The organism is Kribbella pittospori (genome assembly GCF_004331465.1).
In the GTDB taxonomy this organism is placed as follows: Bacteria; Actinomycetota; Actinomycetes; order Propionibacteriales; family Kribbellaceae; genus Kribbella; species Kribbella pittospori.
Genome location: NZ_SJKB01000006.1, coordinates 42,201 through 64,505 on the forward strand (window position 1 = coordinate 42,201; position 22,305 = coordinate 64,505).

Here is a 22,305-nt window from a genome sequence, read left to right on the forward strand (position 1 = left end):
AATCAGTGTCAGTTCGCCACTCTCCGAGCGAAAAGGACCACCGCCCATGCGTACCGCCCTTCTGCGCATCACCGCCCGCCTCGCCGCCACCGCCCTGCTCGGCGGAGCGGCAGTCTTCAGCGTCGGCGTCCAGCCGGCCAGCGCCGCCACCGGCACCGTCGTCACCGACAGCGGCCTCGGCGTGACCATCCGGTCCGGCAACGCCGTCAGCTTCGGCGCCGTCGGCACCCAGCCGAACGGCGCGGTCGAGATCGACTGCCAGCTCTACGGCGAGCCGGTCACCGGCAAGTTCGGCCGCAGCCTGATCTGGGACCACGTCCCCGGCAAGGGCTACATCTCCGACGCCTACGTGAACACCGGCAGCTCCGGCCTGGTCGCACCGCTGTGCACCACCAACCCCCGCGCGGACAAGGCGATCGCCTGGTACGCCGCCCGCAACGGCTCGACCGCCTATCAGGGGTACTGCGAGAAGGCCGCCGAGAACTCCTTCGGCAAGGACCTGATCTGGGGCTCGGCCAAGATCGACTGGAACGACGCCGTCGCCCGCGGCGTCGCGCATCGCGGTGACCTGAACCCACCGAAGGGCGCACTGGTCTTCTGGGACCTCGCGGCGCCGTACGGACACGTCGGTGTCGCCCGCGGCGACGGCTACTTCTGGGCCACCAGCGTCAACGGCAAGATCGGCCTGGCGAAGCTGCCGTACTTCTCGAGCTACCTCGGCTGGGCCTGGCCGAACTTCTGACCCTTCTCACCCGAGCACCCGGACGCGGACCCGCCCCTCACGCGTCCGGGTGCTCCTCCATGCGCCCGACCCAGTCCGACACCAGCGCTTGGTACAGCCTGTTCCGCCGGACCGGAAGGTCGTGATCCTCCTGGTCGAGTACGGCGTACGTCGCGCGCGGATAGTCCTCGACGACGGACCACGCATCGGCGTACCCGGTCATCGTGTCCTGGCGACCGGTGACGATCAGGGTCGGCCGCTCGAACCGGGTCGCCGGGTCCTCGCGCAGCGCGTACCTGCTGACATCGCCCTGGATGTGGCCCAGGAACTCCAGGTCGGCCTGCTGCTCGCCGGGGTCGTAGTACCGGTCCTGCTTGTCCTGCCAGGCGGCGACGAAGGCCTCCGAGCGGAGCAGGAACTCATCGGTCGGCAGGGTGCGCTTCGTCCGGTCGACCACGATGCCGGGGACGCGCAGGAGCAATCCGAGGACGCGGGCCGGGTCGCGCTTGATCAGGCCGCGGGCGTGCAGACCACCGGCCGACGTACCGGCCAGCGCGAACCTCTCGCCGCCGACCACGTCGTCGATCGTGGCCGCGATGGCGTCGAGCATGCCGTCCTGGTCGGTGATCGACGGGACCGACGGCGTCTTGCCGGTGCCGGGCGGGTCGACGTAGATCCGTCGCCATCCCGGATGCTCCTCGAACACCGGCTCATGCAGATCCCGGTCCTCACCGTTGGTCCCGCCCCAGCCGGGCAGGAACACGATCGGGCGGCCCTCGCCGAAGGTCTCGTAGTACATGCATCGACCCTAGTCGGGCCGCCGAAGGTCAGCGACGCTTTCTGTTGCCGGCAGAATCCGGTGTGCGCTCGCCCGAACCGCGCTGGATGAGTGCACACGGCAAGACGATCCGCTGGGGTGGCCGACGGTCCGCGCCCGAGGCGCGGTCGAGCAGCAGCCGGGCCGCGCTCCGGCCGAGCTCGGCGATGTCGGAGGCAACGACCGTCACCGGCGTCGGCAGCATGTCCGCCAACCGGAAGTCGTCGAAGCCGACCACGGCCGGCTCCCGGCCGAGCTCGCGCAGGGCTCGCAGTACGCCCTCGGTGAGGAAGTTGGTCGAGGCAAAGATCGCGGTCGGTGGATCGGCGCGGAGCATCACCTCGCGGGTCGCCTTCTCGGCGGCCTCGGCGTTGCCCTCGGGCAACTGGATGACGAGTGACTCGTCCACGGTGGCGTCGACCTCGCGGTGCGCCCGCCGATAACCCCGCAACCGTCGGCCGGTCGTGTAGTACGACGGCGCGAGCAGAATCGCGATCCGCCGATGCCCCTGCGCCAGCAGGTGTGCGGCGGCAAGCCGGCCGCCGCCCTCGTTGTCTACCATCACGATGTCGGCATCGAGCCCGGTGGCCGGCCGGTCGACGAACACCACCGGTACGCCGGCGCCGGCCAGGAACGAGTGGTCGCCCTGATCCGGCACGATCATCAGCCCCGCGACCTGGCGGCTGACCAACTCCTGGATCGCTCGCTTCTCCCCCTCCGGATCCTCGTCGACGCTGCCCAGTACGACCGCGAAGCCGGACTGTCCCGCGACCTCGAGCGACGCCTTGGCGATACTCGCGAAGAACGGGTTGGTCAGGTCGCCCAGCACCAGCGCGAGGCTCGACGACTTCTTCCCCGGCCGGAGCGCCCGGGCGACCTCGTTGCGCTGGAAGCCGAGCTCGTCGATCGCCTTCCGGACCCGCTGCGCGGTCTCGTCCCGCACCCCGTGCCCGCCGTTGACCACCCGGGACACGGTGCCCAGGCCGACACCCGCCCGGCGGGCGACGTCGATCATCGTCGGCCGGGCGGCCTCGGGCGGTGGAAACGTTTCGGGCACGGTGTTGACTTCCTGTTCACGACACGGCATCGTCACCCAACAGTAAGTCTTGGAAACGTTACCGTCCAGGAGGCCGAATGAGTCCTTCCGCGAGCTCAGCGAGGCGAGAGTGAGCCGGGCCTCGCGCGGTGGTATGAGTCGCAACGCCGGGTCCGACGTCAAGGCGGCGTACCTGTTCATCGCACCGGCGATCCTCGGGTTCACGGTCTTCGTGGTGTATCCGCTGGTCCGCTCGTTCTACCTCGCCCTGACCAAGTACAACGGCCTGACCGACCCGATCTTCGTTGGCCTGGGCAACTTCCGCCGGTTGTTCACGGTCGACCCGGCGTTCTGGCCGTCGCTACGTGCGACCGGGTATCTGGTGCTGCTCTACGTGCCGTTGTCGCTGGTCCTCGGGCTGGCGCTGGCGATGTTCTGCAACCAGCGGTTCGCCGGGGTGCGCGTCGTACGGACGCTCGCCTACCTGCCCGTCGTACTCCCGGCGATCGCCACGATCACGTTGTGGAAGTTCATCCTGGATCCGCAGGTCGGCCTGCTGAACACGATCCTGGACCGGCTGGGCCTGCCGACCAGTCTGTGGTTGCAGAGCCCGAGCATGTCGATGCCCGCGGTGGTGCTGGTGATGCTGTGGGGTGTCGGCGGCACGATGATCATCTTCCTGGCCGCATTGCAGGCCGTGCCGAACGAGTTGTACGAGGCGGCCCGGGTGGACGGCGCCGGGTCGTGGTCGGTGTTCTTCCGGATCACCATGCCGATGATCAGCCCGATCATGTTGCTGCAGGTGATCCTGCAGACCACGGCCGCGCTGCAGACGTTCAACCAGCCGAAGATCCTCACCAACGGCGGACCCGGTTTCAGCACCAACGTGCTGATGCTGTCGATCTACAAGAACGGCTTCCCCAACCTCGGCCAGATCCCACAGCTCGGCTACGCGTCGGCGCAGGTGTGGGTGCTGTTCGTACTCATCATCGCCGTGATCGCCCTGACCGCGAAGTTCTCCTCGCTCTGGACCTACAGTGACAACACTCCCGACTGAAGCCGCCGAGGGCACGGTCCTGACCGCCCGGACCGCGAGCTCTCCCAAGAAACCCCGCCTGATCGGTACGACGTCGTGGTACGTCGTCGCGTTGTTCATCAGCGCGGTGATGGTCGTCCCGCTGCTGTGGATGATCACCATCGGCCTGAAGAGCCGGACCGCGGTGTTCGACATCCCGCCGAAGCTGCTGCCACACGAGTTCACCTGGAGCAACTTCGTCAACGGGCCGGAGGCGATCCACTTCCCGCGGCTGCTGCTGAACTCGACCATCATCACCGCGCTCAGCGTGCTCGGTGGCGTGATGACCGCGATGATGGCCGGCTACGCGCTGGCCCGGCTGCGCTTCCCGGGCCGCAAGGTGTGGTTCTACCTGTTCGTCGGGAGCATGCTGCTGCCCGGTGTGGTCGGGCTGATCCCGTTGTTCCAGCTGTACAAGAGCATCGGCTGGTACGACACCTGGCTGCCGCTGATCGTGCCGGCCTTCCTGGGCGGGAACCCGTTGTTCATCTTCCTGGCCCGGCAGTACTTCCTGGCCATCCCGTACTCCATCGACGAGGCGGCCAAGATCGACGGCGCCGGGCACTTCCGGATCTTCACCAGTGTGATGCTCCCGCTGACCCGGCCGGCCTGGATCACGATGGCGATCCTGGCCTTCCAGGCGTCCTGGAACGACTTCCTCAACCCGCTGGTCTACCTGTACTCGTCGAACAAGTGGCCGCTGTCGGTCGGGATGGCGTCGTTCATCTCGCCGTTCGCCGGGAAGACGCCGGACTGGAGCTACTACATGGCCACCAACCTGCTCTACATGCTGCCGCCACTGATCGTCTTCTTCGCCGCGCAGCGCTACTTCATCCAGGGCCTCGGCTCGCTCGGCAGCACGACCCAGAAATAGAGGGGATCCTCCTGTGAAACGCACCTTCCTGGTAACCACCCTGGCCTGTGCAGGGTTGCTGACGGCAACGGCCTGCAGCGGATCGGACTCCGGCGGCGGGTCGAGCGACGGACCGGTCACCGTGACCGTGATGACGTGGGAGTCGGCCCAGACCAACGCCGCGATCAAGAAGGCCTTGGCCGACTTCAAGGACGACAACATCACCGTCCAGTTGCTCGACACCCCGGCCGGCAACTTCGGCGACAAGCTGGCCTCGCTGACCCAGGCGAAGAAGCTGCCGGACCTGTTCTGGTGCGGCAACGACACCGAGCAGCAGTACACCTCGCAGGGCCTGCTGGTCGACTGGACCGGCAAGATCAAGGACGGCGACGGCGACTTCAAGGCCGACAAGTTCGTCCCGTCCGCGATGGAGAACTGGAAGACCGCCGACGGCCAGATGGGCGGCCTGCCGTCGCTGATGAACACGTACGGCGTCTGGTACAACGCCGACGCCTTCACCGCCGCCGGCGTACCGGTGCCGAAGGCCGGCTGGACCTGGGACGAGATGTACGCCGCCGCCGCGAAGCTGGCCAACAAGAACGGCGCGAAGTACGGGCTCGTGGCCGACCAGCTCACCTCTCTGGACGGCCCGTTCACGATGAGCATGTACTCCGTCTCGGCCGGTGGCGCACCGTTCACCGACAACGTGAACCACCCGACCAAGGCCGAGGCGGACGCCAAGTTCACCGAGGGTGTGCAGACGCTCGTCGACGCGATCAAGAGCGGCTCGGTCTCTCCGCCCGGGTACGACGCCGCGAACGTGCAGTCGCTGTTCTCCGCCGGCAAGGTGCCGATGATGTTCGGCGGGCAGTGGCTGGCCGCCGGGTTCCAGACCGACAAGCCGAAGGTGAAGTACGGGTTCGCTCCGTTCCCGCAGGTCGACACCCCGGCGACCCTCTACGACTCGGTCGGCATCTGCACGCCGCAGTACACGAAGAACCAGGACGCGACGTTCAAGGTGCTGGAGTACATCAACACCAAGGTGTGGGACGCCGTACTGCCGGCTTCTCCAGTCGCGCCGCCGGCGTACACCCCGGCGCAGACCAGCTACTTCGACGCACTGACCAAGGCGCAGCAGCCGACAGTCGTCGACACGGTGAAGGCCGACCTGGCTGCTGAGAAGACGGTCGGCGTCCGGTTCACCACGCAGTGGGCGCAGCAGGTCGGCGACCTCACCACGGCGAACTACCAGCCGATCCTCAGCGGCAAGAAGCCGGTGTCCGAACTGCCGGCCTACATCGACAAGATCAACGGACTGATCAAGTCGGCCGGCTGACGTCAGACGGCCTGCCAGAGGGAGAGGGCGAAGCGGGCTTCGGAGTCGGTCCACCACGCGGCCGACGCGAAGCCCGCTGTGTCCAGCTCGGCCTCGACACCGGGGCGGTGGAACTTCGCGGAGATCTCGGTGTGCAGCACCTCTCCCTCGGCGAAGTCGACCTCGAGGTGGACCTCCGGGATCAGCACGCGCATCGCACGGTCGGCCCGGAGACGCATCTCGATCCACTCGTTCTCGGCATCCCAGATCGCCACGTGGCTGAACGCCTCCACGTCGAAGTCCGCACCCAGCTGCCGGTTGATCACCCGCAGTACGTTCCGGTTGAACTCCGCGGTGACGCCCGCACTGTCGTCGTACGCCGCAACCAGCGTGGCCGGATCCTTCACCAGGTCGGTGCCGAGCAGCAGCCACTCCCCTGGCTCGAGCACTTCGCGGATGGAGGCGTAGAACGTCGCGCGCTCGCTCGGCAGCAGGTTGCCGATGGTGCCGCCGAGGAACGCGACCATCCGCGGCGGGTCGCCCGGCAGCTTGTCGAGATGCGCGGTGAAGTCACCGACAACGCCGTGCACCTCGAGCGCCGGGTAGTCCACGTTGATCGCGTCCGCCGCGTCCCGCAGCGCTGACTCCGACACGTCCAGCGGCACGAACGTCGTCAACGTGCCGCGGTCGCGCAGTCCGTCGAGCAGCAGCCGGGTCTTCTCCGACGATCCGGATCCGAGCTCGACCAGCGTGTGTGCCTTGGTGATGGCCGCGATCTCACCGGACCGAGCCTGCAGGATCTCGCGCTCGGCGCGGGTCGGGTAGTACTCCGGCAGCCGGGTGATCTGCTCGAACAGGTCGCTGCCGCGGGCGTCGTAGAACCACTTCGGGGGCAGCCACTTCGGGTCGGCGGTCAGCCCGGCCCGGACGTCCTCGCGCAGCGCGCGGCCGGCGTAGTCCGGGGTCAGATGTACGTCGATCGGGGTCACTGTGGTCCTTCCATCGGCGTGATGCGCAGCGTCGTAGCGGTGGCCACGAGCAACGAGCGGTCCGGTACTTCGTCCCAGTCGCCGGCTCCGAACCGCTCGGAGGCGACCGTGGTGGAGTCTGCGGTGTGTTGCACCCAGAGCGAATGCGTCAAGGACGTGGCGACGATCTGCTCGCCATCGGTCAGCAGCACATTCAGTCGCGATCCGGGCGCCACCGCCTCGACGTCCTGTACGACGGAAGCGACCGCCTCCGCCGCCGGCACATCCTTCAAGCGGTTCGCGATGAGTGCCCAGAGCAGCTGGGAGTCGACCGGCGCCTCCAGCCGGAGCAGGTCGGCGACCGGGAGTGTCTCGGCCAGTTTGAGGGTCGACTCAGGCCACCCCGGGACCCGACCGTTGTGGCTGAACAGCCAGTCCCCGGTCTGGAACGGCGCGACGACGGCTTCGCCGTACGGCATGCCCACGGTCCCGTCACGGACAGCGGCCAGGATGGCGCCGGATCGGATCGAGCCGGCCAGCCCGGGCAGATTCTCGTCGGTCCAGATCGGCACGTTCCGTCGGTAGCGCACCGGTCGGCCGTCGACGTACCAGCCGAGGCCGAAGCCGTCGGCGTTCACCGTGCCGCCTCCGCGCATGTCGTGCGGGGACCAGCTTTGTTCGTAGAGCGAGTGGTCGGGGTCGAGGACCAGGGAGGCCAGCGTGACCGGCGGGCCGAGGTAGGCCAGGTGGCGGCACATCAGCCGTGCAGCTCCTCGGGCCGGGGGTCGCGGGCGCACCGGAAGCCGGCGAAGATCTGGCGCCGGATCGGGTAGTCCCAGTTCCGGAAGGTGCTTCGGGCAACGACCTCGTCGGTGCCGAAGGATCCACCGCGGAGCACCTTGTAGTCCGGCCCGAAGAAGACCAGCGAGTACTCGTCGTACGGCCAGGCGCGGAAGCCCGGGTACGGCCGGAAGTCGCTGGACGTCCACTCCCAGACGTCACCGATCAGCTGCTCGACACCCAGCGGTGACGCGCCCGCCGGATACGCACCGACCGGCGCCGGCGCGAGGTGGCGCTGCCCGAGGTTCGCGTGCTGCGGACCGGGGCTGTCGTCACCCCACGGGAAGCGCCGGGTCCGCCCGGTCGCCGGATCGAACCGGGCTGCGAACTCCCACTCCTCCTCGGTCGGCAGCCGCTTCCCGGCCCACTTCGCGTACGCCTCGGCCTCGTAGAAGCAGACGTGCATCACTGGCTCGTGCAGCGGCAACAGCTCACGGTTGCCGAACCTCGTCCGCCACCACACGCCGTCGATCTGCTCCCAGAACCGCGGTGCGACCAGCGACGCCTTCTGCACATGGGCCCAACCGGCTTCGGACCACCACTGCGGATCCTGGTAGCCGCCGCCGATCACGAACCGCAGGTAGTCCTCGTTCGTCACCGGCGCGGTGTCGATCACGTACGGCGCCACGTGGACGGCGTGCGCCGGTCGCTCGTTGTCGAGCGCCCACGGCTCGACCGACGTACCCATCTCGAAGACTCCGCCGGGCACCAGCACCTCAGGCGCGGCCAGACGACGCCCGGTCGGTGACGGCGGTGCGTCGAGCACCGGGACCCCGATGCGGAGCTGGTGTGTCGCGAGCATCGTCTCGTCGTGCTGCTGCTCGTGCTGCGCGATCATCCCGAAGGCGAACGCGTTGTCGACCAGCTCACGCCCGCCGTCGAACTTCACGTGATCCAGCACGTCCATCACCTTGTCCCGCACCTCGGTCACGTACGACCGGGTCTCGGCCGGGCCGAGCAGCGGCAGTGTCGGGCGGTCCGCGCGCGGGTGCATGAACGCGTCGTACAGCTCGTCGATGTCCTGCCGCAGCGGCTCGCGGCCGCCGACGTCCCGGACCAGCCAGAGCTCCTCCTGGTTGCCGACGTGCGCGTAGTCCCAGACCAGCGGCGACATCAGTCGGGAGTGCTGCTTGACCAGGTCATCGGTGTCGACGGCGTCGGTCAGCTGGACAGTCCGCGCCCGGGACTGCTCGAGCTGCTCGGCGACGAACGCGCGCAAGCCCTCGGGAGACAGTTCGGACAGTTGGTGATTCATGAAGCTCGCCTTCCGTGGGTTTCGTCGACGATGCGATGGAGCCGGGTCGCGACTTCATCGATGAGTTCGGTGTCCGCACCGGTGCGGTCCAGCACCCTGGCTCCCAACTCGACCACGTCCTCCGCGGCCTGCCGGACCAGCTTGTCCTCCAGCCCTTCCCGGGCCGCCTCGATCCAGCGCCCCGCAGCCGGCTCGGCAGCAGCGAGTACGTCGTCGAGCACGGCCGGGTCGGCCATCAGTGCGGTGAGCAGCAGGGTCGGGGCGATCCACCCGTCACCCGGCTGCGCGTCGAGGTAGCGCACCTCCAGATACCCACGCGCCCGGACCGGCGGGAACAGCGTGGACAAGTGATACGCAAGGTCGTCGTACGTCGGTCTGTCGCCGGGCAACTCGCCCTCCGCCCAGGCGCCGAAGGTCAGCCCGCGGGGTGCATCCCAGCGGTCGCCCCGGCGGAAGCACAGCACCGGCGCCTCCATCGCCAAGCGCGCCCACGCGGCAGCCGGGTCGCCGTTGAGCGATGGCGGCTCGGTGAACGGGGCGTAGGTGCCGAAGGTGGCCTCGGTCCGCGCCGACGCCCAACCGGTGTCGCTGCCGGCGCGGCGGCGGGAGTTGGCGAACAGCGCGACCAGCGCCGGACCGAGATCGTGCAGGGCGCGCCAGCGCAGAGCGGTCTGATCCGCTTCGCCGGCGTCGAGGCAGATCTGCAGACCGGCGGTGCTGCACATCATCCGGGGGCCGTGTGGCCCGAGGCGTTGGAAGGCGCGTTCCATCGCCGCGTAGCGCGGGACGGTGAGGATGCGGCGGGGACTGCGGTAGGCGTCCAGGCCGTGGTCGCCCGGAACGAGGTCCGCGGTGCGAAGGAGAGCCGTGAGCTCGGCCGCGTCGGCGGCGGTGTCGTCGATCAGCCCGGCGACCGAGGTCGCGGCGGGACACGAGATCTCGACTTGGCCACCAGGCTCCACAGTGACCAGAGCGCCCCGGCCGAGCGGCAGTTGCGGGCTGCCGGGGACCAGGGTCGCGGGCGCGTGCACGCCCAGGGCGGTGCGTAATCGGTCGGCGTCGAGGGGCCGGCGCGGATCTTCCGCATGGTGCACAGTCCATTCGAGTTCGACGCCGTGCAACTGCGGCGGACCGTGCTTGAAACAGACCATCGCGACGAACCCCTCCGCTTCGGCCCGGGAGCCGATCGGAGTCGTCGCCGGAGTACCACCGGGCGAGGTCACGTCAGCGAACCTAACGCCGGACCTGCGGCCGGACAACCGACGGCGGGTTACCCGTCGGTGACGCCTGCAGCGCTTCTCGAGTCATGCTCGCGATGCTGCCCGGCGCCACCGACAATTTCCGGGCCCGATCAGTCCGGAGCGGTCAGGTTCGCTCTCAGCGAAATCGCCACCATGGTCAGCTCGGGCCTGGGTAACCGGCGCCGTACGCCTCGATCTCGTCCACGAACATCCCGGTGTTGCGGTCGTTGGTCCGCTTCTTGTCGAACGTGACCCGCACCCAGCGGGCGGCGGCCGGCGTGAACGACAGGTCGTACCAGACGTTCGAGGCACCGTTCACGGCCGTCACCTCACCCCGGTTGGTGAAGTGCACTCCGTCGACACTGGTGGCCACGGTGATCTTGTCCGGCCGGTAGTCCGGGTACTCCTCGTAGGCGTGCACCCGCACCGTCCCGACCGCCTGCCGACGGCCAAGGTCGATGTTCACCACCGGCTGCACACTGTCGCCGACGTTCAGCAGTTCGTAGCCGAAGCTCTTCCCGTCGCCCCAGTCGTCTCCGATCACACCGTCGGTCGCCTCCGTCTTGGCTGCATCCGGGAAACGAGTGGACGGCTCGGTCCGCTCGTACGGCTTCCCAGCCGCGAGGTTCTGCTGGTACAGCTGGTTCCCCGCCACCTCGAGATCCAGCAGCTGGTACGGCGCCGTACCGCCGCTGGAGCCGGTCGCCTCGATCCGGATGTACCTCGCCTTGGCGTTCAGCCCGACGAAGTCGTCGCCACCGTCACCGCTCCCCAGACCGGCCTCGGCCCACTTGGTCCCGTCGGCCGAGACCAGCACGCGGTACTTGTTCGCGTAGGTGCTTCCCCAGCGCAGCCGCACGCCGTCCACCTGCGCCTGGCGACCGAGGTCCACCTGCATCCAGTTGGTACCGCTGCCACTGGCCGGCTGCCACGCAGTGGAGCCGTTGCCGTCGACTGCCTCCGCGGCGTTGCCACTGGACGCGGCAGCCGGCTGCCGCCGGGACAGGTCCTTGGACACGACCGGCTTTCCGGCAGCAGCGTCGAGAGCGATCGCCCGGATCCGCTGCATGTAGGACACGTCCGGCGAGTACTTGTCACTCCGCTGCACCACACTGGTCGCCAGGTCGTGTGCCAGCCCCGGATTGGTCTTGCCGAGCTGGTTGAGGACCTCCCAGTCCTCCATGCCGTCCCGCAGCGACTCGTAGCGCGGTGACGCCTCGATCGTGTTGTGCACCGTGTCCGGGCGAACGATGTAGCCATCACCCTTCACATCCTGGTCGTCCATCGCGTACTGCCAGTTGCCGTACGCCCAGTGCAGATAGCCGGTCGCTCCACGGCCGTACGCGAGCCACATGGTCTGCCGCTGACTCCACTCCGGCTGGTCGATGAACCTGTTCAGGTGATTTCCGACCGGGATGTTGCAGTTGTAGAACCACAGCGGCTTGCCGTTGGCCTTCTCCGCGTCGTACGGCGCCGGGTTCGCGGTGTAGGTGTGCAGGTTCGGGATCACGATGTCCTCGGCCTTGGCCACGCTCGGCGCCAACTGATTGACGATCGCGTCGCCGATCTTCACGTCCGGCCAGTACTGCCGCAGCTTCCCTCCACACCGAACCAGCCGGTGTCACCACCCGCGCCCGGCTCGTCTCCGACATGCATCCAGAACATGTCCTTCCAGCCCTTGTCGGCCAGGTGCTGGCGCAATGCCGGGTAGAACTGCTTGTACCAGTTTTCCGCCTCCGGCGTGTCCCACCAGACGTAGTCCGGGACCTGCCGTCCGGTCTCCTTCGGTGTCACCTCGACCAGGTACCGCGGCCACTGGCTGTTGTGCTCCGCGTTCTGCGGCCCGGCGCCGGTGAAGCCCTCGAGCCGGTTCACCACACCCTTGTCCAGGAACCTCTGCACGACCTCGTCGAAGCGGCTGAAGTTGAAGGTGTAGTTGCCAGCGGCATCGACCTTGCTCCCGCCGTCGGTGAGCAGGTTGAGCAGCGGCAACTGCAGGTTGTTCTGCCGGTACCGCTTCATCGTGTCGGCCCAGTTGTCGATCAGCTGCCACCACTGCGGCGAGTACCGGTCGTGCCCGTAGAACAGCTTGACCGTGTCACCCTTGCCGGGGTCGTACGACGTCAGCCCGAGGAAGTTCGTCCACATCACGTTGGTGAACTCACTCTGGTTCGCCGGCGGGATCACCACGTTGCGCGCGTTCACCGTGATCGGCACCTGCAGGTCGCCGTTCGTCGTCCGCACCGTGGCCCGGCCCCGGTAGATGCCGCCGAGCGCGGTCGCGGGCACGTGCACACGAACCCACAGCGACTGAGTCTGGCCTGCCGGTACCGCGATGCTCGTCTCGTTCAGCAGCCGGTCCGGGAAGTCGCCCGGAGCCTGCCGCGTCGTCGGCACGACGAATTGGTTGCCGCCGAAAACCGAGTTGTGGTTGAGGTACTCGTACCCGACCGGGTTGTAGCTGAGCTCGCTCGCCGGGATCGCGTCCGACGGTCCGGTCAGCGCCGTGAAGTCGACCTTGTTCACGGTGAACGCCGCCGGCCCGCGCACCACGATCTGCGCTGCCTCGTAGTCGTTCTTGGCCGTGTCGAGCCGGATGTCGTCGCGGGCCTCCGGCGATCGCCCGCTGTCCTTGAAGACGGAGTTGTACGCCGTCTCCGTCCAGACGCCGGGCTTCACGCCGGCCGCCTCTCGTGCCTGTGCGACCGGCACGAACGCTGCCGAAGTCACCAGGAGTCCGCCTGCCACCACCGCACGTGTCCATCGCATGCCGAACAGCCAACGCGCGGAACCGCACGGCGGCAATCCTCTGGCTGAAGGCGGCCTAGACCAATCAGCGGAAACGTGGGCAGGTGGTGCAGGCGTTCACGTTCGGCAGCGCATAGACGTAGCAGCACGACGTTCGCAGCTTCTGCTCCAGCGAGACGGCGAACGCATCGGCGGCCTGATCGGCGTACGGCGCCTCGTCCGGCAAGCGGATCGCGGCGCGCACCTCGTCGTCGACCGCACCGAAGCGCTGCAGCGACCCGAGCTTCACGGCGGGCACGTAGGAGTCCAGAAACGCTGTCGTGTGGGCCTTCAACTGTGCGGCCGCCGTGGCCATCGGCACGACCTCCTGCGACAGCAGAGCGACCTCGACCGGGTAGTGCGCGGTCGGGTGCCGCCGGAACGCCAGTGCGGACGGCGACACCTCAGGTGAGACACCAGTCGCCGCTGCCGTCACTGCGGCCACCAGCGAGGGGACCTGGACGTACCACATCAGCGTGAACATCGCGGCGACCTGCACCGGCGGATCGATGGCGTACTCACGCCCGTAGTCCTCCTGCACAGCAGTCCGCCACGCGTACGTCGGATCGCCGCCACTCTGCTGCTCCGAGATCACGTCAGCGCACGACACCCACTCCGGTCCGGGCATTGAGTCCGCCGTACGCACGGACATCCAGGTCACCGAGTCGGCGAGGACGTCCGCGAGATCGCTGACGGAGTGGCTCACCCAACCAGCCTACGGTCCGGCACGACGACCGGCGCTCCCCCGACGTCGACCACGGTGGCCTGCAGACCGAACACGTCGTCGAGCAATTCCTCGGTCAGTACGTCGACCGGCCGCCCCTCGGCCGCGATCCGGCCCTCGCCCATCACCACCAGGTGGTCGGCGTACTGCGCGGCCAGGGTGAGGTCGTGGAGCACAACAACCACAGTCCGCCCGGAGCCGTGCGCTGCCGCGTGGACGACGTTCATCACGTCGACCGCGTGGGCCAGGTCCAGGTACGTCGTGGGTTCGTCGAGCAGGAGGTGCGGCGTGCCCTGAGCCAGCACCATCGCGATCCAGACCCGTTGCCGTTGGCCACCAGACAGCTGGTCGACCGGGCGGTCCCGCAGTTCAGTCAGCTCGACAGCCGCCAGTGCCTCGTCGATCGCGGCGTCGTCCTCAGCGGTCAGCCGCCCGAACAATCCGCGGTGCGGATGCCGTCCCCGCGACACGAGCTCGGCAGCTGTGATCCCCTCCGGCGTCACCGGACCTTGCGGCAGCACACCGAGCTTCCGGGCCAGTTCACGTGCCGGCAGCTTGTGGATGTCCTTGCCGTCCAGCAGCACCTGGCCGCTCTGCGGAGTGAGCAGTCGACTCATCCCACGCAGCAGTGTGGACTTACCCGATCCGTTCGGCCCGACCACAGCGGTCAGCTGCCCGGCCGGCACCTCCAGCGTCAACCCGGACACCACCGGCGCCTCCCCGCCGTACGCGAGGGTGAGGTTCTCGACGTGCACTGATCAGCGTCCCTTCTGCTGACGGCCGATGAGGTGTAGCAGGTACGGCGCTCCACAGGCTGCCGTGATGACGCCGACCGGGAGTTCGTACGGACCGACCTGCAACCACTGCAGGCCGTTCCGCGCGACCAGATCGGCCAGTACGACGAACAGCGCGCCGAGCATCGCGGTGGTGAGCAACGGGGGCCGCTCCATCCGGGTCAGCCGCTGCGCGATCTGCGGGGCCACCAGCGCCACGAACGCGATCGGTCCCGCTCCCGCCGTCGCCATCGCGGCCAGGACCGTCGCCACGATCAGCAACGCCAACCGGATCCGCGCCACCCGCACACCGAGCGACGACGCGACGTCGTCGCCAAGCACCAGCGCCGACAGGTCCCGGTTGAACATCAGTGCCACCGGCAACAAGAGCACCACCGCGAACAGCACCGGAATCGCATCACTCCAGGCTCGCGCGTTGAGCGAACCGGCCAGCCAGGCGGCAGCCCGGCCCGCGTCGTTGACATCACCGATCACCAGCAACCACGCAACGAGGGAGTTGGCCGCGGCCGCGATTCCCACCCCGATCAGCACCACCCGCCCGGCGTCGACCACGCCACGCTGGATCGACAAAGCGCCGACAACCAAGGTCGCGATCAGCCCACCCAGGACGGCGGCGAGCGGGATGCCGACCTTGGCCGCGGCACCCGAGATGTTCCCACCGCCACTGCCGGCGAGCACGATCACCGCGACGGCACCCGCGGACGCACCGGAGTTGACTCCGACGATGTCAGGAGACGCCAACGGGTTGCGGGACAAGGTCTGCAGCAGCGCACCCGAGACGGCGAACGCGATGCCGACCAGCAGGCCGGTGGCAACGCGCGGCAGCCTCAGCTCGAGGACGACGAGACGGGTTCCGCGACGGCCGCCGCCGAGCAGTACTTCGATCACGTCGGCGAGCGGGAGTTTCGTCGTACCGACACTCAACGAGACGAGTGCGATCACGATGGCGAGGACCGCGAAGGCGACGCTGAGCATGATGGTCCGCGACTTCACAGCGCCACCGCCCGGCGCCGTACGACGATGACGAACAGGGGCGCGCCGACGATGCCGAGGACCACGCCGGCTTGGACCTCACCGGCACCTCCGACGAGACGGCCCACCAGGTCGGCGAGGACCAGCGCGGTCCCACCGATGACGGCCGCGCCCGGGATCAGCCAGGTGTTGCGGGCGCCGAAGATCCGGCGAGCGACGTGACCGGCCAGCAGTCCGAGGAACCCGATCGGCCCGCAGGCCGCGACTCCCGCGGCAGTGAGCAGGCCGATCGCCACCAGGCCGACCAACCGGGCGCGGCGGATCGACAGCCCGAGGCCGGCTGCCACATCGTCGCCGAGCGCGAGCAGGTCGAGGTCGCGAGCGTTGATCAAGGCAAGGATCAGACCGACCGCCGCGAACGGCAGCACCTGTCCCGCGACATCCAGGCCGCGGCCCGCGACCGAACCGACCGCCCAGAAGCGATAGCCGTCGAGGGTGTTGGCGTCGAGCAACACGATTGCCGAGGTCAACGCACCGAGCATCGCAGCCACCGCGGCGCCGGTCAGCGCCAATCCAACCGGCGACGCGCCGTTCCCTCGCGAAGCCAGGCGCTGTACGCCGAACGTCGCCACCAACGCGCCAACGAGCGCGACCCAGACGGTCGACGAGACCGACTCGACCAGGCCAATCTGCAACCCGAGAACGACGGCGAACGCGGCGCCCGAGCTCACACCGAAGATCCCCGGCTCGGCCAGGGCGTTACGGGTGTGGCCCTGCATCAGCGTCCCGGCGACACCCAAACCGACACCGATCAGGACGGCCACCACTGTGCGCGGGAAGCGCAGGCTGCGGACGATCACGTCCGGATCGGACCCGTTGTTCGCCGTCAACGCATGCCACAACGCGCCGGGCCCGAGCCATCGCGATCCGAACGCGAGGCTGGCCGCGAAGGCCAGCACCAGAACGACAACGAGCACGAGCAGCGCGGCGGTACGACGTACTGCGGGACGGCCGGTGCGGATCGGTGGCGGCACGACCGAGCGTGCGGACGGGACGGCGGAGGACATATGGTTAGGGTTGCCTTAGTTCATCGTTGTGGTGAGTCACCTTAACCTGCGAGCCGTCCTGACCAGGAGACACCTGTGCGCCTGCCCCGAATCACCGCCCTGCTCGCCGTCGCCGCGCTGGGCCTGACCGCCTGTGGCTCGTCCGCGGACTCCGAGGACTCCCCGGACGCGGCCGGAGCGTCGTCCGCCGGGTTCCCGCGCACGGTCGAGCACGCGATGGGCAAGACCGAGATCCCGGCCGAGCCGAAGCGGGTGGTGGCGCTGGACGCGAGCTTCGTCGACGCGACGCTGATCCTGGACACGCCGGTGGTCGGGTACACCGACTACCGCAGCATCAACGGGAAGCTGCCGGACTACCTCGGCGACGACCGCAACACCCTGGGCGGCGAGGCGGAGGCGGTCGGCACGCTGGCCGAGCCGAACCTGGAGAAGATCGCGGCGCTGAACCCGGATCTGATCATCACCGCGAAGGTCCGGCACGAGAAGCTGTACGACCAGTTGTCCGCGATCGCGCCGACGGTCATGTCCGAGACCACCGGGCCGACCTGGAAGGACAACATCCGGCTCGAGGCGAAGGCGCTCGGCGCTGAAGACCTGGCCGATAAGGAGATCTCGTCGTACGAGAAGGCGGCCAAGGCCGTCGGGGACGCGATCAACGCGAAGGCGAAGAACCCGACGATCTCGGTGGTCCGGTTCGTCGACGGGCCGACCCGCCTGTACCAGAACGCCAGCTTCTCCGGCATTGTGCTCAAGGACGCCGGCCTGAAGCGACCGGCGCCGCAGGACGTGAACGACTTCGCGCTGGAGATCAGCCCGGAGCGGATCAAGGACGCCGACGGCGACGCCATCTTCGTCACCGTGTACGCCGACGAGAAAGGGCTGAGCGCCAAGACCGCCGGGCAGTTCAAGGCCAACCCGCTGTGGACGCCGCTGGCGCCGAAGGTGCACGAGGTGCCTGACCTGACGTGGATGACCGCGGTCGGTCTGCAGGGCGCGTGGTCGATCCTGACCGACCTGGCCAAGACGTTCGACGTGCCCGCTCCGGTCAAGGCCGACTGAACACACCTCGCGAGACGTCCGCGGCGATCGACGCGGGTAGCCCGATAGATAGGGTCGGCGGTATGACGGCTCTGACCCGGTGGCATGTCGGTCCGTGGACCACGCGGGGTACTCGTCCCGGCTCGCCGTTCGAGCCGGGGCTGAAGCGGACGCCCGACGAGTTGAACTTCGACATCGTCGGGCTGTCGCGCATTCTCGGCCGGCGGCAGACGCTGCCCGAGGAGATGCTGGTACGCCGCTGCCAGGCCGCGCTGCGCCCGACCGATCCGCGCCCGTGCGGCATCCAGACCCTGACCGATCCGGACCTCGCCCGCGACCTCGCCGAGACCGCCGAACGCGCCTTCACCTGGATCGCCGCCCAAGCCCCCGCCGGCTACGAATTCGCCCTGACCGACGCCGTCGAACTCCGGCCGTTGCTGGACCTCGACGCTCCCGTGGTCGCCATCGAGGCCGTGATCACACTGGCCGCCGCACCTCTCCCGGCTGCCCGCCTAGCCACCTCCCACGTACGCCGCTCAGCCTCAGGCGACTGGTACGCCGGAGACGCAGTCTGCAACTGGTCAGGCCCCCACGCCACCGAAGCCGAAGCAATCGCCGCAGTAGAAGCCGCCCGTGAAGACCTGCGCACGCAGCTACAAGCCGCCGGCCGCGAAGACCTAGCCGCAACCGCACCCCGATGGGCACCGATCCCCGTCGAACCCGGCTAATGCACCCCGGCAGCTAGGCCGAGCGGACTACGGGTGGTGGGGTGGCGGGGGCGAGTAGGTGTTGGCGGAGGAAGGTTAGTTCGGCTTGGACTGCTTCCTCCTGGGCCTCGGTGAAGGGGGCGTAGTGGTTGCCGGGGAGGCGGACGAGCTCGGCCTTGGGGGACTTCGAGGCCGCGGTGATGGCTGGGGCGGCTAGAGCGGAGCGGTCGTCGTTGCAGACTGCGTAGAGCAGTGGGCAGCGGATGTCGGCGGCGTACTTTGCTGGGCGGTAGAACGCGGCGCCGGGAATTGAGCGCGCGGCCAGGGTCTGCTGCCAGGCCGGGTACTTGTTGCCGGGGTTGAGGACAGCATCGCCAAGCTGCGCGTCAGGGGTGTTGAGCAGCGCGACTGTCCCGCGCGGTCCAGACAGCGCCACCAGCTTCGGAGGTCGCCCGACCAGCGCGCCGAGACTGTCCAGGAGGGTCCGACCGGCCAGCCGGAGCGCGCCGAGCGGGCTCTGGTAGCGAGACGCCTTGCGAGTCACGACCGGCCCGTCGACGTTCGGGGACTGAGCAATAGCGGCGGCAATCCGATCGTCTTCCGCGGCGAGCTGTACGACGTACCCGGCGCACAACGAGAACGACCACAGCGCCACCCGCTCCACCCCAGGAAGCGTCGCGGCGAAGCCGATCGCCGCCCGCCAATCCGCCAGCTGCCCGGCGATCGGCGCGACCTGCCGCGGCTCACCACCGCTCTCCCCGAAGTTGCGATAGTCGAACGCCAGCACACTGAACCCGCCCGCCGCGAACCGCTCGGCGAACCGGTCCGTGCCCGGCTCCTTGGTGACGCCGAACCCACCGGTCATCACCACGCAGCCGCCGTTCGACCCCGGATAGTGCCAGCCCGCGCACTCCACACCCGCACTGCTGAACCACACCTTCTCGCGCATACCCAAAAGTGAACCACGTGGTTCGCAAACTGTCCATGGCTCTACCGAGAACCGGCAGGACGCAGGAATCAGGCGGACTCTTCGCGCTCGAGCGCCCGGACCAGCGCGGCGAACCCGGCCTCGATCCCGGCCCCGTCACCACTCGTACGCCACTCGATCAGGAACCCGCGCAGCGTCGCCAGGATCAACTCCGCGACCTCGCCCTTCCGCTGCTCGGACCACGCCGCCGGGCAGATCGACAGCAGCGCCGGCAGGTACTGCTTCGACGCCTCCCGGGCCAGATCGGCGTACCGCGCCGGGTCGTACATCGCCAGCCCGATCGCCTGGTCCAGCACCCAAGACTCCGGACCGACCAGGATCGGCCACATCGACCGGACCCGATCAGCCAGCGATCGATCAGCGCCCTCGGTGGCGGCCGCGAGACTCCGACTGATCCGCCGCTCGCGCAACTGCAGGACGGACTCCGTCAGCAGTTCCTCCGGGCCGGCGAAGTGATACAGCAGCACCTTGTGCGTCGTACCGGCCGCCCGCGCGGCCCGCCGGAGCGAGAAGTCCACCAACCCGTTCTGGCCAAGGTCGTCGGCGACGCGATCGAGCAGTTCCCGCCGTCGCGCCTCCCCGCGCGGCGACTTCGCCGATCGCCGGTAGCCCGGCCGTTCCTCAGTCACCCGGACAGTGTCACTTACGTGAAGCTGGCAACGAAGTACCCGACGCCATAAGGGGCGGCGTCGTACGTCAGGTTGCCACTCAGCGAGGTCCCGGCGAGTGCGCCCGCGAGAACCTGCCACGGAGCACGACCTGCCGCTTGAAGGACGGCCGCCAGGTCCGGGTCGAGGGCGGCGAGAACGTCCAGATCCACGCTCCGCAAGGCATCCGCGACCGTCGCGTCGAAGATCTCTGCCCGAGGGTGCAGATGAACAGGAGCATGATCGCTCCGGCGGGCCGAGCCGTCGCCCATCACCAGCAACCCGATCCGGTCGTTGCCCTCGGCAATCTCCCGGCCGAGGGCCAGGCACACCTCCGGCGAGTCGTCGGCCACCGAGACCGAGGTACGCCGTACGCCGGCTGCCTTGCTCTGGCCGACCAGCCAAACCCCTACCAGCAACGACAACGGCAACACCGGTTCACCGTCTGCGACCCGCACCTGCGGAGCGCCGTACGCCGCGAAGCTGCCGCCCGCGGACGCGTCGTACCGGCGGCCGGTGACCGAGCCGGATCCGACGATCACCAGGCTGTCGGCATCTGCGAGTACGTCGATGGCCGACAGGCAGGCCGCCCGCAGCGGATCGAGCTCGGGCGCGGCGCCGAACGCGAGCTCGGGCACGATCACCGGCGGATGCGGGCAGACCGCGGCAGCGACGATCGGCACTAGCCGAGCCCCCGGCCGTGGCGTAGGAACAGGAACCCCTCGTCGGTCGCGAGAACCTGCAGCAACGGCAGCGATCGCGCTTCGGTGGCCGCCAGCCCGTCGGTGATCCGGCGTGCACCCGGACCAGCGAGCAGCGGCGACACGGTCAGGCAGAGCTCGTCGACCAGATCGGCACCGGTGAGAGCGCCGAGAAGATGCGGACCGCCCTCACACAACATCTGCGGCAGCCCACGCTCGACCAACCCGGCCGTCGCCTCCTTCAGATCCACCGTCTCGTCGCCGCAGATCATCACGTCCGCCACCTTGGCGAGCGCCTCGCGCCGCTGGTCCCGCGAGGACGCACACGTGATGACGATCGGCCGCACGGGAGCCTCGGTGAACACCGCGCTGGTGGGATCCAGGTCGAGGCGTGCGGAGACCACTGCGAGCGTCGGGTTCTCGGGCCAGCCCTGCTCGTTTCGCCAGCCACGACGCTTCGCGCCGAGCCGGAGACCGCCGTACCCCTCGGCGCGGAGTGTGCCCGCGCCGACCAGGACGACGTCGGCGAGCATCCGCAGCCGGCCGAGCATGCTCTGGTCGTCCTTGCTGGACAGGCCGCCGGACAGCCCCTCCAACGTCACGGCGCCGTCGAGGCTGGTGACGAAGTTCGCCCGTAGCCGTGGGACCGACCGATCGGGCAGCGTGTAAGCGGCGATCAGTTCGTCCTCGGTCAGCTCGGCCCCGACAGCACAGTTCCGGATCACACCAAGCTCCTTCGGGTGTATGCGGGCGTCGCCGTCTTGCGCAGTACGGCGATCAGGTCGAGGGCCTGCCGGGTCCCGGCGATGTCGTGGACCCGGAACACCCGGGCGCCGAGCCAGGCCGCGATGCTGACGGCCGCCAGCGTCGCCGGACCGCGCCGGCCGGACGGCAGGTCGAGGGTCTCGCCGAGGAAGTCCTTGTTCGACATCGCCACCAGCACCGGCCAGCCGGTCGCGGCCAACTCGTCGATCCGGCGGGTCACCTCGAGCGAGTGCAGCGTGTTCTTGCCGAAGTCGTGAGTCGGATCGATGACGATCCCGTCCGGCCGGACCCCGGCGGCGATGGCCCGCTCGGCCAGTGCGGTGGTCGTCCGGATCACGTCCGCCACCACGTCGTCGTACGCCATCCGGTGTGGGTCAGTCCGGGGCTTCAGCCCGCCGACGTGACTGCAGATCAGCCCGGCGCCGGACTCTGCGGCCGCCGCCGCGATGTCGGGATCGTGGCCGGACCAGGTGTCGTTGATCAGGTTCGCGCCGGCCGCTCCGACCCGGCGCGCGACGCCGCTGCGGTAGGTGTCGACGCTGATCAGGAGCTCCGGATGCCGGTCGCGCACGGTGGCGACGAAGTCCACGGTCCGGCGCAGTTCCTCGGTCTCGTCGACCGCTTCGCCGTACCCGGCCTTGACGCCGCCGATGTCGACCAGATCCGCTCCGTCGGCGACGGCCTGGTCGATCGCCGACAACGCGGCCTCCTCCGCGAAGGTGGCGCCGCCGTCGAAGAACGAGTCCGGGGTGCGGTTCACGATCGCCATCACCGCGAACTCCCCCGGCCCGAACGACCGGCTGCCGAGCCGCAGCACACCACTGGGTTCCGGATCCACGCGCCGACTCTATCGGCCGGACCTGCGCCACTCACCAACCCCCGCGAACGGCCGGACACGGCGGTGGCTGAGCGTGCGCCGCCCGGATCGTGCGGCCTTGGTGAGTGCCTGAGGTCCGGGCCAGTGTCGCTCGCGCCACATATCCTATAGGATTCC

At 68.9% G+C, this 22,305-nt stretch carries 23 protein-coding genes; 6 read left to right on the forward strand and 17 right to left on the reverse strand.

What is annotated here, in order from left to right; translation table 11 throughout:
* The first annotated feature begins 46 nt into the window (after nt 1–46).
* Entirely contained in the window at nt 47–742 is a 696-nt protein-coding gene (locus E0H73_RS19645) for a CHAP domain-containing protein (protein ID WP_131358334.1), read from the forward strand.
* 37 nt (nt 743–779) lie between these two features.
* Here the strand turns inward: E0H73_RS19645 and E0H73_RS19650 are convergent, their stop codons facing one another.
* A complete protein-coding gene (locus E0H73_RS19650; RefSeq protein ID WP_131358337.1) occupies nt 780–1,520 on the reverse strand; it encodes an alpha/beta fold hydrolase in 741 nt (246 codons plus the stop codon).
* A gap of 28 nt (nt 1,521–1,548) precedes the next feature.
* Complete coding sequence (locus tag E0H73_RS19655; protein WP_238164103.1) at nt 1,549–2,595, reverse strand: LacI family DNA-binding transcriptional regulator; 1,047 nt, start codon at nt 2,593–2,595, stop codon at nt 1,549–1,551.
* Between the two features lie 133 nt (nt 2,596–2,728).
* On the opposite strand from E0H73_RS19655, the gene E0H73_RS19660 reads away from it, so the two are divergent.
* The 3 genes from E0H73_RS19660 to E0H73_RS19670 are packed head-to-tail and all read left to right on the forward strand — an operon-like array spanning nt 2,729 to nt 5,838.
* Nucleotides 2,729–3,631 (forward strand): carbohydrate ABC transporter permease, encoded by a 903-nt coding sequence (locus E0H73_RS19660; protein WP_202867475.1) that lies wholly within the window; start codon nt 2,729–2,731, stop codon nt 3,629–3,631.
* Entirely contained in the window at nt 3,612–4,523 is a 912-nt protein-coding gene (locus E0H73_RS19665) for a carbohydrate ABC transporter permease (RefSeq protein ID WP_238164104.1), read from the forward strand. The genes E0H73_RS19660 and E0H73_RS19665 overlap by 20 nt, the downstream gene beginning before the upstream one ends.
* A gap of 13 nt (nt 4,524–4,536) precedes the next feature.
* Nucleotides 4,537–5,838 (forward strand): ABC transporter substrate-binding protein, encoded by a 1,302-nt coding sequence (locus E0H73_RS19670; protein WP_238164105.1) that lies wholly within the window; start codon nt 4,537–4,539, stop codon nt 5,836–5,838.
* A gap of 2 nt (nt 5,839–5,840) precedes the next feature.
* Here the strand turns inward: E0H73_RS19670 and egtD are convergent, their stop codons facing one another.
* The 10 genes from egtD to E0H73_RS19720 all read right to left on the reverse strand — a co-directional run bounded on the left by egtD (nt 5,841) and on the right by E0H73_RS19720 (nt 16,465).
* Nucleotides 5,841–6,806, reverse strand: coding sequence for an L-histidine N(alpha)-methyltransferase (egtD, locus tag E0H73_RS19675; RefSeq protein WP_131358340.1), 966 nt, complete (start codon nt 6,804–6,806; stop codon nt 5,841–5,843).
* Nucleotides 6,803–7,543, reverse strand: a complete 741-nt coding sequence (gene egtC / locus E0H73_RS19680) for an ergothioneine biosynthesis protein EgtC (RefSeq protein ID WP_131358343.1) — start codon at nt 7,541–7,543, stop codon at nt 6,803–6,805. The genes egtD and egtC overlap by 4 nt, the downstream gene beginning before the upstream one ends.
* Nucleotides 7,543–8,880, reverse strand: coding sequence for an ergothioneine biosynthesis protein EgtB (gene egtB / locus E0H73_RS19685; RefSeq protein ID WP_131358346.1), 1,338 nt, complete (start codon nt 8,878–8,880; stop codon nt 7,543–7,545). The genes egtC and egtB overlap by 1 nt, the downstream gene beginning before the upstream one ends.
* A complete protein-coding gene (locus E0H73_RS19690) occupies nt 8,877–10,103 on the reverse strand; it encodes a glutamate-cysteine ligase family protein (RefSeq protein ID WP_131358349.1) in 1,227 nt (408 codons plus the stop codon). The genes egtB and E0H73_RS19690 overlap by 4 nt, the downstream gene beginning before the upstream one ends.
* 175 nt (nt 10,104–10,278) lie before the next feature.
* Nucleotides 10,279–11,694, reverse strand: a complete 1,416-nt coding sequence (locus E0H73_RS19695) for a discoidin domain-containing protein (protein WP_131358352.1) — start codon at nt 11,692–11,694, stop codon at nt 10,279–10,281.
* Complete coding sequence (locus tag E0H73_RS19700; protein ID WP_131358355.1) at nt 11,691–12,890, reverse strand: glycoside hydrolase domain-containing protein; 1,200 nt, start codon at nt 12,888–12,890, stop codon at nt 11,691–11,693. Before E0H73_RS19700 ends, E0H73_RS19695 begins: the two co-directional genes overlap by 4 nt.
* A 64-nt stretch (nt 12,891–12,954) precedes the next feature.
* Nucleotides 12,955–13,614, reverse strand: coding sequence for a (2Fe-2S)-binding protein (locus E0H73_RS19705; RefSeq protein ID WP_131358357.1), 660 nt, complete (start codon nt 13,612–13,614; stop codon nt 12,955–12,957).
* Nucleotides 13,611–14,387 carry an ABC transporter ATP-binding protein gene (locus E0H73_RS19710; RefSeq protein WP_131358360.1) on the reverse strand — a complete coding sequence of 259 codons (777 nt, stop codon included), beginning with the start codon at nt 14,385–14,387 and terminating at the stop codon, nt 13,611–13,613. Before E0H73_RS19710 ends, E0H73_RS19705 begins: the two co-directional genes overlap by 4 nt.
* Before the next feature lie 3 nt (nt 14,388–14,390).
* Nucleotides 14,391–15,419 carry a FecCD family ABC transporter permease gene (locus E0H73_RS19715; protein ID WP_165555749.1) on the reverse strand — a complete coding sequence of 343 codons (1,029 nt, stop codon included), beginning with the start codon at nt 15,417–15,419 and terminating at the stop codon, nt 14,391–14,393.
* The gene (locus E0H73_RS19720) at nt 15,416–16,465 is read right to left on the reverse strand and encodes a FecCD family ABC transporter permease (RefSeq protein ID WP_131358363.1); all 1,050 of its coding nucleotides are present in this window, start codon (nt 16,463–16,465) and stop codon (nt 15,416–15,418) included. Before E0H73_RS19720 ends, E0H73_RS19715 begins: the two co-directional genes overlap by 4 nt.
* Nucleotides 16,466–16,540: 75 nt before the next feature.
* On the opposite strand from E0H73_RS19720, the gene E0H73_RS19725 reads away from it, so the two are divergent.
* On the forward strand, nt 16,541–17,524 hold the full coding sequence (locus tag E0H73_RS19725; RefSeq protein WP_131358366.1) for an ABC transporter substrate-binding protein: 984 nt from the start codon (nt 16,541–16,543) through the stop codon (nt 17,522–17,524).
* Between the two features lie 62 nt (nt 17,525–17,586).
* The gene (locus E0H73_RS19730) at nt 17,587–18,231 is read left to right on the forward strand and encodes a hypothetical protein (protein WP_131358369.1); all 645 of its coding nucleotides are present in this window, start codon (nt 17,587–17,589) and stop codon (nt 18,229–18,231) included.
* Between the two features lie 13 nt (nt 18,232–18,244).
* Here the strand turns inward: E0H73_RS19730 and E0H73_RS19735 are convergent, their stop codons facing one another.
* The 5 genes from E0H73_RS19735 to folP all read right to left on the reverse strand — a co-directional run bounded on the left by E0H73_RS19735 (nt 18,245) and on the right by folP (nt 22,149).
* Nucleotides 18,245–19,159 (reverse strand): alpha/beta hydrolase, encoded by a 915-nt coding sequence (locus E0H73_RS19735; protein ID WP_131358372.1) that lies wholly within the window; start codon nt 19,157–19,159, stop codon nt 18,245–18,247.
* A gap of 68 nt (nt 19,160–19,227) precedes the next feature.
* Nucleotides 19,228–19,827 (reverse strand): TetR/AcrR family transcriptional regulator, encoded by a 600-nt coding sequence (locus tag E0H73_RS19740; protein ID WP_131358375.1) that lies wholly within the window; start codon nt 19,825–19,827, stop codon nt 19,228–19,230.
* Between the two features lie 14 nt (nt 19,828–19,841).
* Nucleotides 19,842–20,528 carry a class III extradiol dioxygenase subunit B-like domain-containing protein gene (locus E0H73_RS19745; RefSeq protein ID WP_131358378.1) on the reverse strand — a complete coding sequence of 229 codons (687 nt, stop codon included), beginning with the start codon at nt 20,526–20,528 and terminating at the stop codon, nt 19,842–19,844.
* Nucleotides 20,528–21,271 carry a pyrimidine reductase family protein gene (locus tag E0H73_RS19750; RefSeq protein ID WP_238164106.1) on the reverse strand — a complete coding sequence of 248 codons (744 nt, stop codon included), beginning with the start codon at nt 21,269–21,271 and terminating at the stop codon, nt 20,528–20,530. Before E0H73_RS19750 ends, E0H73_RS19745 begins: the two co-directional genes overlap by 1 nt.
* Entirely contained in the window at nt 21,268–22,149 is an 882-nt protein-coding gene (gene folP / locus E0H73_RS19755) for a dihydropteroate synthase (RefSeq protein ID WP_475009302.1), read from the reverse strand. The genes E0H73_RS19750 and folP overlap by 4 nt, the downstream gene beginning before the upstream one ends.
* Nucleotides 22,150–22,305 lie beyond the last annotated feature (156 nt).

Coding starts and splice junctions, on each gene's coding strand:
- E0H73_RS19735 (WP_131358372.1), bottom strand. CDS start 19,159: ATGCGCGAGAAGGTGTGGTTCAGCAGTGCGGGTGTGGAGTGCGCGGGC.
- E0H73_RS19730 (WP_131358369.1), top strand. CDS start 17,587: ATGACGGCTCTGACCCGGTGGCATGTCGGTCCGTGGACCACGCGGGGT.
- egtC (WP_131358343.1), bottom strand. CDS start 7,543: ATGTGCCGCCACCTGGCCTACCTCGGCCCGCCGGTCACGCTGGCCTCC.
- E0H73_RS19650 (WP_131358337.1), bottom strand. CDS start 1,520: ATGTACTACGAGACCTTCGGCGAGGGCCGCCCGATCGTGTTCCTGCCC.
- E0H73_RS19660 (WP_202867475.1), top strand. CDS start 2,729: ATGAGTCGCAACGCCGGGTCCGACGTCAAGGCGGCGTACCTGTTCATC.
- egtB (WP_131358346.1), bottom strand. CDS start 8,880: ATGAATCACCAACTGTCCGAACTGTCTCCCGAGGGCTTGCGCGCGTTC.
- E0H73_RS19720 (WP_131358363.1), bottom strand. CDS start 16,465: ATGTCCTCCGCCGTCCCGTCCGCACGCTCGGTCGTGCCGCCACCGATC.
- E0H73_RS19700 (WP_131358355.1), bottom strand. CDS start 12,890: ATGCGATGGACACGTGCGGTGGTGGCAGGCGGACTCCTGGTGACTTCG.
- E0H73_RS19645 (WP_131358334.1), top strand. CDS start 47: ATGCGTACCGCCCTTCTGCGCATCACCGCCCGCCTCGCCGCCACCGCC.